We start from the raw sequence: 13,118 nt of genomic DNA on the forward strand, positions 1-13,118 counted from the left end.
TGAATTTATAAGAGAGCACACAATGGATAAATTTCGTGTACAGGGGCCAACGCGTCTCCAGGGCGAAGTCACAATTTCTGGCGCGAAGAACGCCGCGCTGCCAATCCTCTTCGCTGCGCTGCTCGCGGAAGAGCCGGTAGAAATTCAGAACGTACCGAAGCTGAAAGATATCGACACGACCATGAAGTTGCTCACCCAGTTGGGCACTAAAGTTGAGCGCAACGGTTCCGTCTGGATCGACGCCAGCAACGTGAACAACTTCTCTGCGCCTTACGATCTGGTTAAAACCATGCGTGCATCTATCTGGGCGCTTGGCCCGCTGGTGGCACGTTTCGGTCAGGGTCAGGTTTCGCTGCCGGGCGGTTGCGCCATCGGCGCGCGTCCGGTTGACCTGCATATTTTTGGCCTGGAGAAACTGGGCGCAGAGATCAAGCTGGAAGAGGGTTACGTTAAGGCCTCCGTCAACGGTCGTCTGAAAGGCGCGCACATTGTCATGGACAAAGTGAGCGTAGGCGCTACCGTCACCATCATGTCTGCGGCAACGCTGGCAGAAGGTACCACCATCATCGAAAACGCCGCGCGCGAACCGGAGATCGTGGATACCGCCAATTTCCTCGTGGCGCTGGGCGCGAAGATTTCCGGCCAGGGTACTGACCGCATCACCATTGAAGGCGTTGAGCGTCTGGGCGGTGGTGTGTATCGCGTTCTGCCGGACCGTATCGAAACCGGCACCTTCCTGGTGGCTGCGGCGATCTCTGGCGGTAAGATTGTCTGCCGTAATGCACAGCCAGACACTCTGGATGCCGTTCTGGCGAAGCTGCGTGAAGCGGGTGCCGATGTTGAAACCGGTGAAGACTGGATCAGCCTCGACATGCACGGCAAGCGTCCTAAAGCGGTGACCGTGCGTACGGCTCCGCATCCGGCATTCCCGACCGATATGCAGGCACAGTTCACTCTGCTGAACCTGGTGGCCGAAGGAACCGGTGTGATTACCGAGACGATTTTCGAGAACCGTTTTATGCACGTACCGGAACTGATCCGTATGGGTGCACATGCTGAGATCGAAAGTAACACCGTGATTTGCCATGGCGTTGAGAAACTGTCCGGTGCTCAGGTAATGGCAACGGATCTGCGTGCGTCTGCAAGCCTGGTGCTGGCGGGCTGTATCGCGGAAGGCACAACGGTGGTGGATCGTATTTATCACATCGATCGTGGCTATGAACGTATTGAAGACAAACTGCGCGCGCTGGGTGCCAATATCGAGCGTGTGAAGGGCGAGTAATCGTTCCGGCAGCCCCCTGCCAGAAATGACCGGGGGGTTGCTATTCCTGTCAAAAAAACCGTTATCCCTGCGGTTCTGTTTTTGCTTTTCTCTGGCGCATCATGCGCGTTCTGTCGATAAATTCATGAGTAACAGGATCGTGATAACGTGAAGGCCAGATCACCCACGGGTGCGTTTCCAGCGCCGTCGCGATAATCAATTCTCCCTTTGGCCAGGGGCGGGTCAGGGCGTTGGCCAGGGTGGAAGAACTCAGACCATGGCGGCGGGACTCTGCTGCAAGTGACGTACCTCTTTTGCGCAGTGCCGCAATGATATCTGCCGTATGCCAGTCGATAAATTTCGTATCCATAACGCTGTCCTTAAGTTCGGATTCACCTACGCCGTTTCTTCTGAAACGACTGGCTTACTATACTCATTTCGACTTCTTGTTCTAAAAAGTTCGCGTTACTTGAAGGGATATTCAGAATAAGACATGGCTTTATTCATGCGGGCTTTAACCCGATTCATTTACATGAATGCGGAATTTACTGGTGCGTTTTTGAACCTCCCCGCGATGGATACGGGGAGGTGGGTGCAAGATTAACGGTCGCGTTGAACAGCGATATGGGCAAGACCAATCAGAGCATCGCGCCATGGGCTGTCTGGAATAACCTGGAGAGCTTCGATGGCTTTGTCAGCCTCTTCTTCAGCACGCTGACGCGTCCATTCCAGCGAGCCGCAGATGGCCATCGTTTCCAGTACAGGTTCCAGAAGATGGCGGCCATTTCCCTGTTCGATCGCCTCACGGATCATTTTCGCCTGGTCGGCCGTTCCGTTACGCATCGCGTGAAGCAGTGGCAGGGTCGGTTTGCCTTCGTTCAGGTCATCGCCAACGTTTTTGCCAAGCGTTTCGCCGTCTGCGCTGTAGTCCAGCAAATCATCAATCAGCTGGAATGCCGTACCCAGATAGCGTCCATAATCCTGCAGTCCTTTCTCCTGCGCCTCGGAACAGCCAGCCAGGATGCCGGAACACTGGGCGGCCGCTTCAAACAGGCGCGCTGTTTTGCTGTAGATAACGCGCATGTAGTTTTCTTCAGTGATGTCCGGGTCGTTGACGTTCATCAGCTGCAGCACTTCGCCTTCAGCGATGACGTTAACGGCTTCGGACATCACCTCGAGCACTTTCAGAGAGCCCAGGCTGGTCATCATCTGGAAGGCGCGGGTATAGATAAAGTCCCCGACCAGAACGCTGGCGGCGTTCCCGAAGGCAGCGTTTGCCGTGGCTTTGCCACGACGCATATCGGATTCATCCACAACATCGTCATGCAGAAGCGTCGCGGTGTGAATAAATTCGATCAGCGCGGCGATCGTCACGTGGGCATTTCCCTGATAGCCAACGGCTCTGGCAGCCAGAATGGCAATCATCGGGCGAATGCGTTTACCGCCGCCGCTGACAATGTAATAGCCCAACTGATTGATCAGCTGAACGTCAGAGTTGAGTTGCTCCAGGATTGCTGCATTTACACCCGCCATATCTTGCGCGGTTAACTCGTTGATTTTTTCTAAATTCATCGCAAAAGCCGGGCTTTTTATCCTGTTGATCCCATCTTAAATGGGGTAACGAAGGGTTTCGGTTTATCAATAGTAGTGCTGATTGTACTGAAAAAACGGCTCAGATAAACGTTACCGTACGTGTTGTGTTTTTTTTCTTCATGTATTGACGGTAGCACTTGTCAAAGGCTCGCGTTTTGCGTAATATTCGCGCCCTATTGTGAATATTTATAGCGCACTCTGATTCATACGAGGACGTGCGCGGAAGCGGAGTTTATATGTACGCGGTTTTCCAAAGTGGTGGTAAACAACACCGAGTAAGCGAAGGTCAGACCGTTCGCCTGGAAAAGCTGGACATCGCAACTGGCGAATCTGTTGAGTTCGCAGAAGTTCTGATGATCGCAAACGGTGAAGAAGTCAAAATCGGCGTTCCTTTCGTTGATGGCGGCGTTATCAAAGCTGAAGTTGTTGCACACGGTCGTGGCGAGAAAGTTAAAATCGTTAAGTTTCGTCGTCGTAAACACTACCGTAAGCAGCAGGGCCACCGTCAGTGGTTCACTGATGTGAAAATTACTGGCATCAGCGCCTAAGACCTGAGGAGAGATTTAAATGGCACATAAAAAGGCTGGCGGCTCCACACGTAACGGTCGCGATTCAGAAGCTAAACGCCTGGGCGTTAAGCGTTTCGGTGGCGAATCCGTTCTGGCGGGTAGCATCATCGTTCGTCAACGTGGTACTAAATTCCACGCTGGCAACAACGTAGGTTGCGGTCGTGACCACACTCTGTTTGCTAAAGCAGACGGTAAAGTGAAATTTGAAGTTAAAGGCCCGAACAACCGTAAATACATCAGCATCGTTGCTGAGTAAGGTTTTCTCGGTCCGGTAACGGATTAAAGCCCCGCAACGTGTTGCGGGGCTTTTTACATTGGAAACCCGGAAAATTTTCTGTAGGGAAAACGGGCATGAAGCAGCAGGCCGGCATTGGTATTCTTTTGGCGCTCACGACCGCAATGTGCTGGGGTGCGCTGCCAATTGCAATGAAGCAGGTACTGGAAGTGATGGAGCCGCCTACGGTGGTCTTTTATCGCTTCCTGATGGCAAGCATTGGTCTCGGGACCATCCTTGCAGTTAAAGGCAAGCTTCCACCGCTACGGCTCTTCCGCAAACCTCGATGGCTGGTGTTACTGGCCATTGCGACGGGCGGTCTGTTCGGTAACTTTATCCTGTTCAGCTCTTCCCTGCAGTATTTGAGCCCTACGGCGTCTCAGGTGATTGGTCAGCTTTCGCCTGTGGGCATGATGGTCGCGAGCGTGTTCATCCTCAAAGAGAAGATGCGCGGGACGCAGATTATCGGGGCAAGCATGCTGCTATGCGGCCTGGTGATGTTCTTCAACACCAGCCTGATCGAGATTTTTACCCGGCTTACGGACTACACCTGGGGCGTGATCTTCGGCGTGGGTGCAGCAACGGTCTGGGTGAGCTATGGCGTCGCGCAAAAGGTGTTATTGCGTCGCCTGGCCTCACAGCAGATCCTTTTTTTGCTGTACACTTTGTGTACAGTGGCATTATTGCCGTTAGCGAAGCCGGGCGTCATTACCCAGCTGAGCGACTGGCAACTGGCGTGCCTCATTTTTTGTGGGCTTAACACGCTGGTCGGTTATGGCGCGCTGGCGGAAGCGATGGCGCGCTGGCAGGCAGCACAGGTGAGCGCATTGATCACGCTTACCCCGCTGTTTACGCTGTTATTTTCAGATTTGTTATCAATGGCCTGGCCCGATGTCTTCGTCAGACCGATGCTCAACCTGTTGGGTTATCTCGGTGCGTTTGTCGTGGTTGCGGGCGCGATGTATTCCGCCATTGGTCATCGTCTTTGGGGACGTTGGCGCAAAAATGAAGCGGTCGTAGTAGTCCCCCGCTCAGGCGAATGAGTTACGGAGAGTAAAATGAAGTTTGTTGATGAAGCGACGATTCTGGTCGTGGCAGGTGATGGCGGTAACGGTTGTGTAAGCTTCCGCCGTGAAAAATATATTCCTCGTGGCGGCCCTGACGGCGGTGACGGTGGCGATGGTGGTGACGTGTGGCTGGAGGCGGATGAAAACCTCAACACGCTGATCGACTACCGCTTTGAAAAATCCTTCCGCGCAGAACGCGGACAGAACGGCCAGAGCCGTGACTGTACCGGTAAACGCGGTAAAGACGTGACCATTAAGGTTCCGGTTGGTACGCGCGTTATCGATCAGGGCACCGGTGAAACCATGGGCGATATGACCAAACACGGTCAGCGCCTGATGGTGGCGAAAGGCGGCTGGCACGGTCTGGGTAACAGCCGTTTCAAATCTTCCGTTAACCGTACCCCGCGTCAGAAAACGATGGGTACCCCGGGTGATAAGCGCGACCTGCAACTTGAACTGATGCTGCTGGCTGACGTGGGCATGCTGGGTATGCCAAACGCAGGTAAATCGACCTTTATTCGCGCCGTCTCTGCGGCCAAGCCAAAAGTAGCGGACTATCCGTTTACCACGCTGGTACCAAGCCTCGGCGTTGTCCGTATGGATAACGAGAAGAGCTTTGTGGTCGCCGATATTCCGGGCCTGATTGAAGGCGCCGCGGAAGGGGCTGGCCTGGGTATTCGCTTCCTGAAGCACCTTGAGCGTTGCCGCGTACTGTTGCACCTCATCGACATCGATCCGATCGACGGTTCCGATCCGGTTGAAAACGCCCGTATTATTATCGGTGAGCTGGAAAAATACAGCGAAAAACTGGCGAGTAAGCCACGCTGGCTGGTCTTCAACAAGATCGACCTGATGGATAAAGCGGAAGCCGAAGCGAAAGCCAAAGCGATTGCCGAAGCAATGGGCTGGGAAGATAAATACTACCTTATCTCCGCGGCAAGCCAGGTTGGCGTGAAAGATCTCTGCTGGGATGTGATGACCTTCATCATCGAGAACCCTGTCGTTCAGGCTGAAGAAGCGAAACAGCCAGAAAAAGTCGAATTCATGTGGGATGACTACCACCGCCAGCAGCTCGAAGAGCTGGAAGCGGAAGAGGAAGACGACTGGGACGATGACTGGGATGAAGACGACGAAGAAGGTGTCGAGTTCATCTACAAGCACTAATATCTGTCCAAAGCCCCCATCAGGGGGCTTTTTTCATTCCAGCGTTGAGGGCAGCCAGCAGCTTGCTATCAGGCCGCCTTCAGCACCATTCTCCAGCATCAGCTTACCGTGATGAAGCTGCAGGATGCGCTGTACGATACTCAGGCCCAGGCCGCTGCCGCCGTAACGCTGATCGAGGCGACGGAACGGCTCCGTGATCGACTGTCGATGCGCTTCGTCAATACCAGGCCCCTGATCGATAACGCTGAGCTGCGTACCGCCTTCGACCTCGGTAAGCGTCACGGTAATCGTGGTGCCTGTCGGGCTGTAGCGCCCGGCATTCTCCAGCAGGTTGCGCAGCATCAGCCGCAGCAGTACCGCGTCTCCCTGAACCGTGAGCGCGCTTTTAGCAGGCCAAATCACCGTATGCTCTTTGGCTTCATGCTCAAGACCAAGAGGCGTGATAATGGTGTCCGTCCAGTTGATGGTTTCATAGTGGCCGCTCGCCATTGCCTGTCCTGCACGGGCCAGCATCAGCAGTTGCTCAACGGTGTGCATTAGCTGGTCAATACGGCTGATGAGCGTCGTGGCCTGCGTAGAGCCTGACTGGGCCATGAGCTCCAGATGGAGCCTGATTCCGGCAAGAGGCGTTCGCAGTTCATGGGCGGCGTCAGCCGTGAAGAGACGCTCCTGCTGAATGGTACTGTCCAGCCTGGCGAGTAGCTGATTGAGCGAGGTGGTAACGGCGCCGATTTCTTCCATGTCGGAATACATAGGAAGTGGGGTTAGGTTATCCGCCGAACGGTTAGCCAGGCTCACGCGCAGTTTGTTCAGCGGTCGGGTTATCCAGGTGACCGCCCAGAACGAGAAAAATAACGTAAACCCAACCATCACCAGAGAAGGAACCAGCAGCGAGGCAATCGCTTCGCGGATCTCTTTCTCGACGTGGTTGTTACGCGATTTTGCCGACAGCGTTTCGTTCACCAGAAAGCCAATCTGCTCTCGGCTTTCGTGCCACAACCAAATGACGCTTATCAGCTGGAAAAATAACAGAATGACCGCCAGCAACACCATTAATCGCCGACGCATGCTGTTCATTTCTGGCTCTCCAGGCGGTAGCCAACGCCGCGGACGGTTTTAATCCGGTCTTTGCCGAGCTTACGACGCAGGTTGTGGATGTGGACTTCCAGGGTATTTGACCCCGGATCGTCCTGCCAGGAATAGATATCCTGCTGAAGGGTTTCTCTGTGTACCGTTTGTCCGCTTCGCATGATCAGACGCGTCAGCAAGGCGAACTCTTTTGGTGTGACTTCAACGGGCTGGGACTGGCGCAATACCTGCTGGGTTTGCAGATTCAGGGTAATGTCCCCGTCGGTTAGTAAGTTATCACTATGGCCCTGATAACGGCGTATTAACGCTCGCACCCGAGCCTGAAGTTCTGCAAGCGCAAAGGGCTTCACCAGGTAATCATCGGCGCCAGCATCAAGGCCGGTAATACGATCTTCAATGGCGTCGCGTGCCGTCAGGATTAACACCGGATTGGCGATGCCCCGGCGACGCCACTGGGTAAGCAGCGTCGCGCCGTCTTTGTCCGGCAAGCCCAGGTCAAGGATCACCAGGCTGTATTCGCCGCTCTGGATCAGGGCATCTGCTTCTGCCGCGGTGCCGGCACAGTCCAGGGCATAGCCTTCATTGGCGAGTCCCAGAGCCAGTCCTTCCTGTAATAACAGATCGTCTTCAACTATAAGTAGTTTCATCGCTAGTTATTCTGGTAGATGTCTTTATAAAGCCTGCTTTCGAAGCGAACCAGTGGAATACGGCGGTTGCGCTGGTCGGTCGGTTCGACGGCATAGCCGGAAAGATACTGCACGAATGCCATGCGCTGTCCGCTGGCGGTCGTGATGAACCCTGCCAGGTTATACACCCCCTGCAGTGAACCTGTTTTCGCGGAGACTTTGCCATCCACACCCGCCGCGTGAAGCCCGGCGCGGTACTGCAGCGAACCGTCGTGTCCGGCAAGCGGCAGCATTGAGATAAAGTTTAGCTCAGTGTCATGTTGTGCAATGTACTGAAGCACCTGCATCATGGTGGCCGGGGCAATCAGGTTATGACGCGATAATCCTGAACCATCAACGGCGATAGTGTTACCCAGATCGATTCCCGCCTGCTGGCGCAGGATCTGACGAACAGCGTCTGAGCCCGCGCGCCAGGTTCCCGGCACGCCGAAACGCGCGTGGCCAATCATGCGGAACACGGTGTCGGCAATCATGTTGTCAGACTTTTTCAGCATAATTCGCAGCAAATCGTGCAGCGGTGGCGACTGTTTGCTGGCAATGACCGTTCCGGGCTGGTTGACCTGCGTCTGGCGTAGCAGCGTGCCGGAGTAGGTTATTCCCGCCTGCTTCAGCTCATCCTTGAGAATCGCACCCGCATAGCTTGCGCCATCCTGAATCGCGAAGGCCAGCGGCAGGGGATCGGCGCGCTGCGTCAGGCAGCCGGTGAGGGTGTAGCGGTTAAGATCGCCAGGCACCACGTCCAGTTCGCAGTACTGGGCATCAGGGGAGCCTTTAGCCAGCGTTCGCACCTGGCTAAACATGGTCACCGGATAGTAAGATGCCACGCGAATGAACGCTAAATCATCCGGCTTGGGCGCGCTGTAAAGGGAAATCGAGAAGCAGTTGCGGTCAACAATCGCGGCGGCTGGCGGGGCGCTAAAGCACTGCGTCATGTCGTTCCACGGCCAGCCTGGTGCTTTATCGTGGCTGGCAAAAATGGAGGTATCGATCAGCACGTTGCCATCGATTTTTGTCACGCCGGATTTTTTCAACACCGCTACCATGTTGCGGATATCCTGGCGCTTAAAGGTGGGATCGCCACCGAAACGGGCGATAAGATCGCCTTTCAGTTCGCCACCGTCGACGTTACCTTTGGTTTCAAGCGTGGTGGTAAAACGGAAGTCAGGCCCGAGTTGGAGCAGGGCGGCGAGGGCAGTGATCACCTTCTGGGTACTGGCAGGCAGCGCCATCTGTTGACTGTGATAGTCAATCTCGGGAGCCTGTGCGCCAACCTTCTGCACCATCAGGGCGAGGTTCGCGCCTGCGGGGAGCTGATTAATGTACTCATCAACATTCGCGGCCTGGGCGGTGAACGTTATACTGGTAGTCAATCCGATGATAAAACTGGAAAATCGCATAATCTCGCGCTAACAACCCGAAAACAAACCGTCATACTACGGTGCATGGCACTGCAAAGTAAACGATGACCCATAGTGAACTTCGCGGTAAAATGCGTATCAAATTGAAAAATTGCTGCTGACCTGGGGCGTCGCTCCCGGGTCGGTTTTCTTTTTGCTTCTTGCCCGCTTCGGGGGGCAGGAGCAGGGAACACTGCTCCCAACAGGAATGTTTAAGAGGTATAACAAATGCAAGCTATTCCGATGACCTTACGTGGTGCCGAAAAATTGCGCGAAGAGCTGGATTTCCTGAAATCCGTGCGTCGCCCTGAAATCATCGCCGCTATCGCGGAAGCCCGTGAGCATGGCGACCTGAAAGAGAATGCTGAATACCATGCGGCGCGCGAGCAGCAGGGTTTCTGTGAAGGGCGCATTAAAGATATCGAAGCGAAACTGTCTAATGCGCAGGTTATCGATATCACCAAAATGCCTAACAACGGTCGCGTGATCTTTGGTTCTACCGTCAGCGTTCTGAACCTCGACAACGATGAAGAGCAAACCTATCGCATCGTGGGCGATGATGAAGCAGACTTCAAACAGAACCTGATTTCGGTGAACTCACCCATAGCTCGCGGCCTGATTGGCAAAGAGCAGGACGATGTTGTCACCATCCGCACCCCTGGCGGTGAAGTGGAATACGAAATTATCAAGGTTGAATACCTGTAATTCGCTTCTCTACTAAGATGTTGATACATTGTAAAGAAAAGAAAAAGGCCGCATAGCGGCCTTTTATCAACTCAAGGAGCATGGCATTTTGCTGAGCCTGCTGAAAGAAATCCCTCGTTTCACACAGAAAATGTGATTGATTCAGGATATCCTTAGCGTGGCAGCGAGATTTTACGCTCTTTAGATGGGCGATAGAGCACCAGCGTTTTACCGATGACCTGTACATTACAGGCGCCGGTTTCGCGCACGATGGCTTCCACGATCAGGTTTTTAGTGTCTCTGTCTTCAGAGGCGATTTTCACCTTGATCAGCTCGTGGTGTTCCAGCGCTTGTTCAATCTCGGCAAGCACCCCTTCGGTCAAACCATTGTTGCCAAGCATGACTACAGGCTTGAGCGGATGTGCCAGACCTTTAAGGTGCTGTTTTTGTTTAGTACTCAGATTCATCGTATATTTTTGCTTACGTTGGGATTGAAAACGGTTCATTCTACCGCCATCTCCCTTATATCGCCAAATAGCTGCGTAGAAATTTACGTCACAGGCAAGCAACGATGAACCAGGACGGAAATGTTAAATGACAGGTAAAAAGCGTTCTGCCAGTTCCAGCCGCTGGCTTCAGGAACACTTTAGCGATAAATATGTTCAACAGGCACAGAAAAAGGGGTTACGTTCCCGTGCCTGGTTTAAACTTGATGAAATACAGCAAAGTGACAAACTTTTTAAGCCGGGGATGACGGTTGTCGACCTCGGTGCGGCACCTGGCGGATGGTCCCAGTATGCGGTAACGCAGATCGGCGGAACGGGCCGAATCATTGCGTGCGATCTTTTACCAATGGATCCCATCGTTGGTGTCGACTTCCTTCAGGGCGACTTTCGTGATGAATTAGTGCTGAAAGCGTTACTTGATCGTGTTGGTGACAGTAAGGTCCAGGTTGTCATGTCGGATATGGCACCAAATATGTGCGGAACACCGGCGGTGGATATCCCCCGCGCCATGTATCTGGTGGAGCTAGCGTTAGAAATGTGTCGTGATGTACTAGCGCCTGGTGGTAGTTTTGTTGTGAAGGTGTTTCAGGGCGAAGGTTTCGAGGAGTATCTTAAGGAAATTCGCTCCCTGTTTGCGAAGGTCAAAGTTCGTAAGCCGGACTCTTCCCGGGCCCGTTCCCGTGAAGTGTATATTGTAGCGACCGGGCGAAAATGATAACCGGGAGATTTCAGACGAAAGTTTGAATGAAACTGGATATAGAGTATCCTGACGCTGTTTTTAACACAGTTGTAATATGAGGTTAATCCCTTGAGTGACATGGCGAAAAACCTAATACTCTGGCTGGTCATTGCCGTTGTGCTGATGTCAGTATTCCAGAGCTTTGGGCCCAGCGAGTCGAATGGCCGCAAGGTGGATTATTCTACCTTCCTGCAAGAGGTCAATCAGGACCAGGTTCGCGAAGCGCGTATCAACGGACGTGAGATCAACGTTACCAAGAAAGATAGTAACCGTTACACGACTTACATCCCGGTGAACGATCCTAAGCTGCTTGATAACCTTCTGACCAAAAACGTCAAAGTGGTAGGCGAGCCGCCAGAAGAACCAAGCCTGCTGGCTTCTATCTTCATTTCCTGGTTCCCGATGCTACTTCTTATCGGCGTCTGGATCTTCTTTATGCGCCAGATGCAGGGCGGCGGTGGCAAAGGTGCCATGTCGTTCGGTAAGAGCAAGGCGCGTATGCTGACGGAAGACCAGATCAAGACCACGTTTGCTGACGTCGCCGGTTGTGACGAAGCAAAAGAAGAAGTGGGTGAACTGGTTGAATACCTGCGCGAGCCGAGCCGTTTCCAGAAACTGGGCGGTAAGATCCCGAAAGGCGTCTTGATGGTAGGCCCTCCGGGTACCGGTAAAACCCTGCTGGCGAAAGCCATCGCGGGTGAAGCGAAGGTGCCGTTCTTTACTATTTCAGGTTCTGACTTCGTTGAAATGTTCGTGGGTGTCGGTGCATCTCGTGTGCGTGACATGTTCGAGCAGGCCAAGAAGGCAGCACCGTGCATCATCTTTATCGATGAAATCGACGCCGTAGGCCGCCAGCGTGGCGCGGGCCTGGGCGGTGGTCACGATGAGCGTGAGCAGACCCTGAACCAGATGCTGGTTGAGATGGACGGCTTCGAAGGTAACGAAGGCATTATCGTTATCGCGGCGACTAACCGTCCGGACGTACTTGACCCTGCGCTGCTGCGTCCAGGCCGTTTCGACCGTCAGGTTGTTGTCGGTCTGCCGGATGTTCGAGGTCGTGAACAGATTCTGAAAGTGCACATGCGTCGCGTACCGCTGGCGCCAGATATCGACGCGGCAATCATTGCGCGCGGTACCCCGGGCTTCTCCGGTGCGGACCTGGCTAACCTGGTCAACGAAGCTGCACTGTTTGCCGCTCGCGGTAACAAGCGCGTGGTCTCCATGGTGGAGTTCGAGAAAGCGAAAGACAAAATCATGATGGGTGCGGAACGTCGCTCCATGGTGATGACGGAAGCGCAGAAAGAGTCCACGGCTTATCACGAAGCGGGTCACGCGATTATCGGTCGCCTGGTGCCGGAACACGATCCGGTACACAAGGTAACGATTATTCCGCGCGGCCGTGCGCTGGGTGTGACCTTCTTCCTGCCTGAGGGCGACGCGATCAGCGCCAGCCGTCAGAAGCTGGAAAGCCAGATTTCGACCCTGTACGGCGGTCGTCTGGCAGAAGAGATCATCTACGGTCCGGAACATGTTTCTACCGGTGCGTCGAACGACATTAAAGTGGCGACAAACCTGGCGCGTAACATGGTGACTCAATGGGGCTTCTCCGACAAACTCGGTCCGCTGCTGTATGCAGAGGAAGAGGGTGAAGTATTCCTGGGCCGCTCCGTGGCGAAAGCAAAACATATGTCCGATGAGACGGCACGTATCATCGACCAGGAAGTGAAAGCGCTGATTGAACGTAACTACGGTCGCGCGCGTCAGATCCTGAACGACAATATGGACATTCTGCATTCGATGAAAGATGCGCTCATGAAATATGAGACCATCGATGCACCGCAGATTGACGACCTGATGGCTCGCCGCGAAGTGCGTCCGCCAGCAGGCTGGGAAGACCCAGGCGCTTCCAACAATTCTGACAACAATGGTACCCCGCGCGCGCCTCGTCCGGTCGATGAACCGCGTACGCCAAACCCGGGCAACACCATGTCAGAGCAGTTGGGCGACAAGTAAGTCACTGCTGTTGAAGCGTTTGTCTGTACCCCAAACCCTGGAGCTTGCTCCGGGGTTTTTCTTTTCCGTTAAACCA

General features: G+C 54.0%; 14 protein-coding genes. 8 read left to right on the forward strand and 6 right to left on the reverse strand.

The window, feature by feature from the left end:
- Nucleotides 1-22: 22 nt before the first annotated feature.
- Complete coding sequence (gene murA, locus APT89_RS08285; protein ID WP_028014560.1) at nucleotides 23-1,282, forward strand: UDP-N-acetylglucosamine 1-carboxyvinyltransferase; 1,260 nt, start codon at nucleotides 23-25, stop codon at nucleotides 1,280-1,282.
- Nucleotides 1,283-1,343: 61 nt separating this feature from the next.
- Here murA and sfsB read toward each other — a convergent pair whose 3' ends face one another.
- Both sfsB and ispB read right to left on the reverse strand, forming a co-directional pair.
- A complete protein-coding gene (sfsB, locus tag APT89_RS08290; protein ID WP_028014559.1) occupies nucleotides 1,344-1,631 on the reverse strand; it encodes a DNA-binding transcriptional regulator SfsB in 288 nt (95 codons plus the stop codon).
- A 230-nt stretch (nucleotides 1,632-1,861) separates the two neighbouring features.
- Nucleotides 1,862-2,833 (reverse strand): octaprenyl diphosphate synthase, encoded by a 972-nt coding sequence (gene ispB / locus APT89_RS08295; protein WP_028014558.1) that lies wholly within the window; start codon nucleotides 2,831-2,833, stop codon nucleotides 1,862-1,864.
- Between the two features lie 257 nt (nucleotides 2,834-3,090).
- Here ispB and rplU point away from each other — a divergent pair, with 257 nt between their 5' ends.
- The 4 genes from rplU (at nucleotide 3,091) to cgtA (ending at nucleotide 5,928) form a co-directional block, all read left to right on the forward strand.
- Entirely contained in the window at nucleotides 3,091-3,402 is a 312-nt protein-coding gene (gene rplU, locus APT89_RS08300) for a 50S ribosomal protein L21 (protein WP_003025032.1), read from the forward strand.
- A 19-nt stretch (nucleotides 3,403-3,421) separates the two neighbouring features.
- Nucleotides 3,422-3,679, forward strand: a complete 258-nt coding sequence (gene rpmA, locus APT89_RS08305) for a 50S ribosomal protein L27 (protein WP_004385076.1) — start codon at nucleotides 3,422-3,424, stop codon at nucleotides 3,677-3,679.
- Nucleotides 3,680-3,774: 95 nt separating this feature from the next.
- The gene (locus APT89_RS08310; protein WP_028014557.1) at nucleotides 3,775-4,740 is read left to right on the forward strand and encodes a DMT family transporter; all 966 of its coding nucleotides are present in this window, start codon (nucleotides 3,775-3,777) and stop codon (nucleotides 4,738-4,740) included.
- 15 nt (nucleotides 4,741-4,755) lie between these two features.
- Nucleotides 4,756-5,928 (forward strand): Obg family GTPase CgtA, encoded by a 1,173-nt coding sequence (gene cgtA, locus APT89_RS08315; RefSeq protein ID WP_014885381.1) that lies wholly within the window; start codon nucleotides 4,756-4,758, stop codon nucleotides 5,926-5,928.
- Between the two features lie 33 nt (nucleotides 5,929-5,961).
- Here cgtA and pmrB read toward each other — a convergent pair whose 3' ends face one another.
- The 3 genes from pmrB to dacB are packed head-to-tail and all read right to left on the reverse strand — an operon-like array spanning nucleotide 5,962 to nucleotide 9,100.
- Nucleotides 5,962-7,005: a two-component system sensor histidine kinase PmrB gene (gene pmrB / locus APT89_RS08320; RefSeq protein WP_041907874.1), complete on the reverse strand. Its 1,044-nt coding sequence runs from the start codon at nucleotides 7,003-7,005 to the stop codon at nucleotides 5,962-5,964.
- A complete protein-coding gene (pmrA, locus tag APT89_RS08325; RefSeq protein ID WP_028014555.1) occupies nucleotides 7,002-7,664 on the reverse strand; it encodes a two-component system response regulator PmrA in 663 nt (220 codons plus the stop codon). Before pmrA ends, pmrB begins: the two co-directional genes overlap by 4 nt.
- 2 nt (nucleotides 7,665-7,666) lie before the next feature.
- A complete protein-coding gene (gene dacB, locus APT89_RS08330) occupies nucleotides 7,667-9,100 on the reverse strand; it encodes a serine-type D-Ala-D-Ala carboxypeptidase (protein WP_028014554.1) in 1,434 nt (477 codons plus the stop codon).
- 228 nt (nucleotides 9,101-9,328) lie between these two features.
- Between dacB and greA the strand changes: the two genes are divergently transcribed.
- Nucleotides 9,329-9,805 (forward strand): transcription elongation factor GreA, encoded by a 477-nt coding sequence (gene greA, locus APT89_RS08335; RefSeq protein WP_006812122.1) that lies wholly within the window; start codon nucleotides 9,329-9,331, stop codon nucleotides 9,803-9,805.
- 152 nt (nucleotides 9,806-9,957) lie between these two features.
- Here greA and yhbY read toward each other — a convergent pair whose 3' ends face one another.
- Nucleotides 9,958-10,251, reverse strand: a complete 294-nt coding sequence (gene yhbY, locus APT89_RS08340; protein ID WP_003861814.1) for a ribosome assembly RNA-binding protein YhbY — start codon at nucleotides 10,249-10,251, stop codon at nucleotides 9,958-9,960.
- Between the two features lie 127 nt (nucleotides 10,252-10,378).
- Between yhbY and rlmE the strand changes: the two genes are divergently transcribed.
- Entirely contained in the window at nucleotides 10,379-11,005 is a 627-nt protein-coding gene (rlmE, locus tag APT89_RS08345; protein ID WP_003861812.1) for a 23S rRNA (uridine(2552)-2'-O)-methyltransferase RlmE, read from the forward strand.
- A gap of 102 nt (nucleotides 11,006-11,107) precedes the next feature.
- Nucleotides 11,108-13,042 carry an ATP-dependent zinc metalloprotease FtsH gene (gene ftsH, locus APT89_RS08350; protein WP_013098921.1) on the forward strand — a complete coding sequence of 645 codons (1,935 nt, stop codon included), beginning with the start codon at nucleotides 11,108-11,110 and terminating at the stop codon, nucleotides 13,040-13,042.
- Nucleotides 13,043-13,118: the final 76 nt, after the last annotated feature.

It is taken from the genome of Enterobacter sp. 50588862 (assembly GCF_001462935.1).
In the GTDB taxonomy this organism is placed as follows: Bacteria; Pseudomonadota; Gammaproteobacteria; order Enterobacterales; family Enterobacteriaceae; genus Enterobacter; species Enterobacter bugandensis.

Bases quoted from the DNA above. Each gene is read 5' to 3' on its own strand.
- yhbY (WP_003861814.1), bottom strand. From the start codon at position 10,251: ATGAATCTGAGTACTAAACAAAAACAGCACCTTAAAGGTCTGGCACAT.
- pmrA (WP_028014555.1), bottom strand. From the start codon at position 7,664: ATGAAACTACTTATAGTTGAAGACGATCTGTTATTACAGGAAGGACTG.
- rplU (WP_003025032.1), top strand. From the start codon at position 3,091: ATGTACGCGGTTTTCCAAAGTGGTGGTAAACAACACCGAGTAAGCGAA.
- rlmE (WP_003861812.1), top strand. From the start codon at position 10,379: ATGACAGGTAAAAAGCGTTCTGCCAGTTCCAGCCGCTGGCTTCAGGAA.
- ispB (WP_028014558.1), bottom strand. From the start codon at position 2,833: ATGAATTTAGAAAAAATCAACGAGTTAACCGCGCAAGATATGGCGGGT.
- greA (WP_006812122.1), top strand. From the start codon at position 9,329: ATGCAAGCTATTCCGATGACCTTACGTGGTGCCGAAAAATTGCGCGAA.
- APT89_RS08310 (WP_028014557.1), top strand. From the start codon at position 3,775: ATGAAGCAGCAGGCCGGCATTGGTATTCTTTTGGCGCTCACGACCGCA.
- pmrB (WP_041907874.1), bottom strand. From the start codon at position 7,005: ATGAACAGCATGCGTCGGCGATTAATGGTGTTGCTGGCGGTCATTCTG.
- cgtA (WP_014885381.1), top strand. From the start codon at position 4,756: ATGAAGTTTGTTGATGAAGCGACGATTCTGGTCGTGGCAGGTGATGGC.
- sfsB (WP_028014559.1), bottom strand. From the start codon at position 1,631: ATGGATACGAAATTTATCGACTGGCATACGGCAGATATCATTGCGGCA.
- rpmA (WP_004385076.1), top strand. From the start codon at position 3,422: ATGGCACATAAAAAGGCTGGCGGCTCCACACGTAACGGTCGCGATTCA.
- dacB (WP_028014554.1), bottom strand. From the start codon at position 9,100: ATGCGATTTTCCAGTTTTATCATCGGATTGACTACCAGTATAACGTTC.
- ftsH (WP_013098921.1), top strand. From the start codon at position 11,108: ATGGCGAAAAACCTAATACTCTGGCTGGTCATTGCCGTTGTGCTGATG.
- murA (WP_028014560.1), top strand. From the start codon at position 23: ATGGATAAATTTCGTGTACAGGGGCCAACGCGTCTCCAGGGCGAAGTC.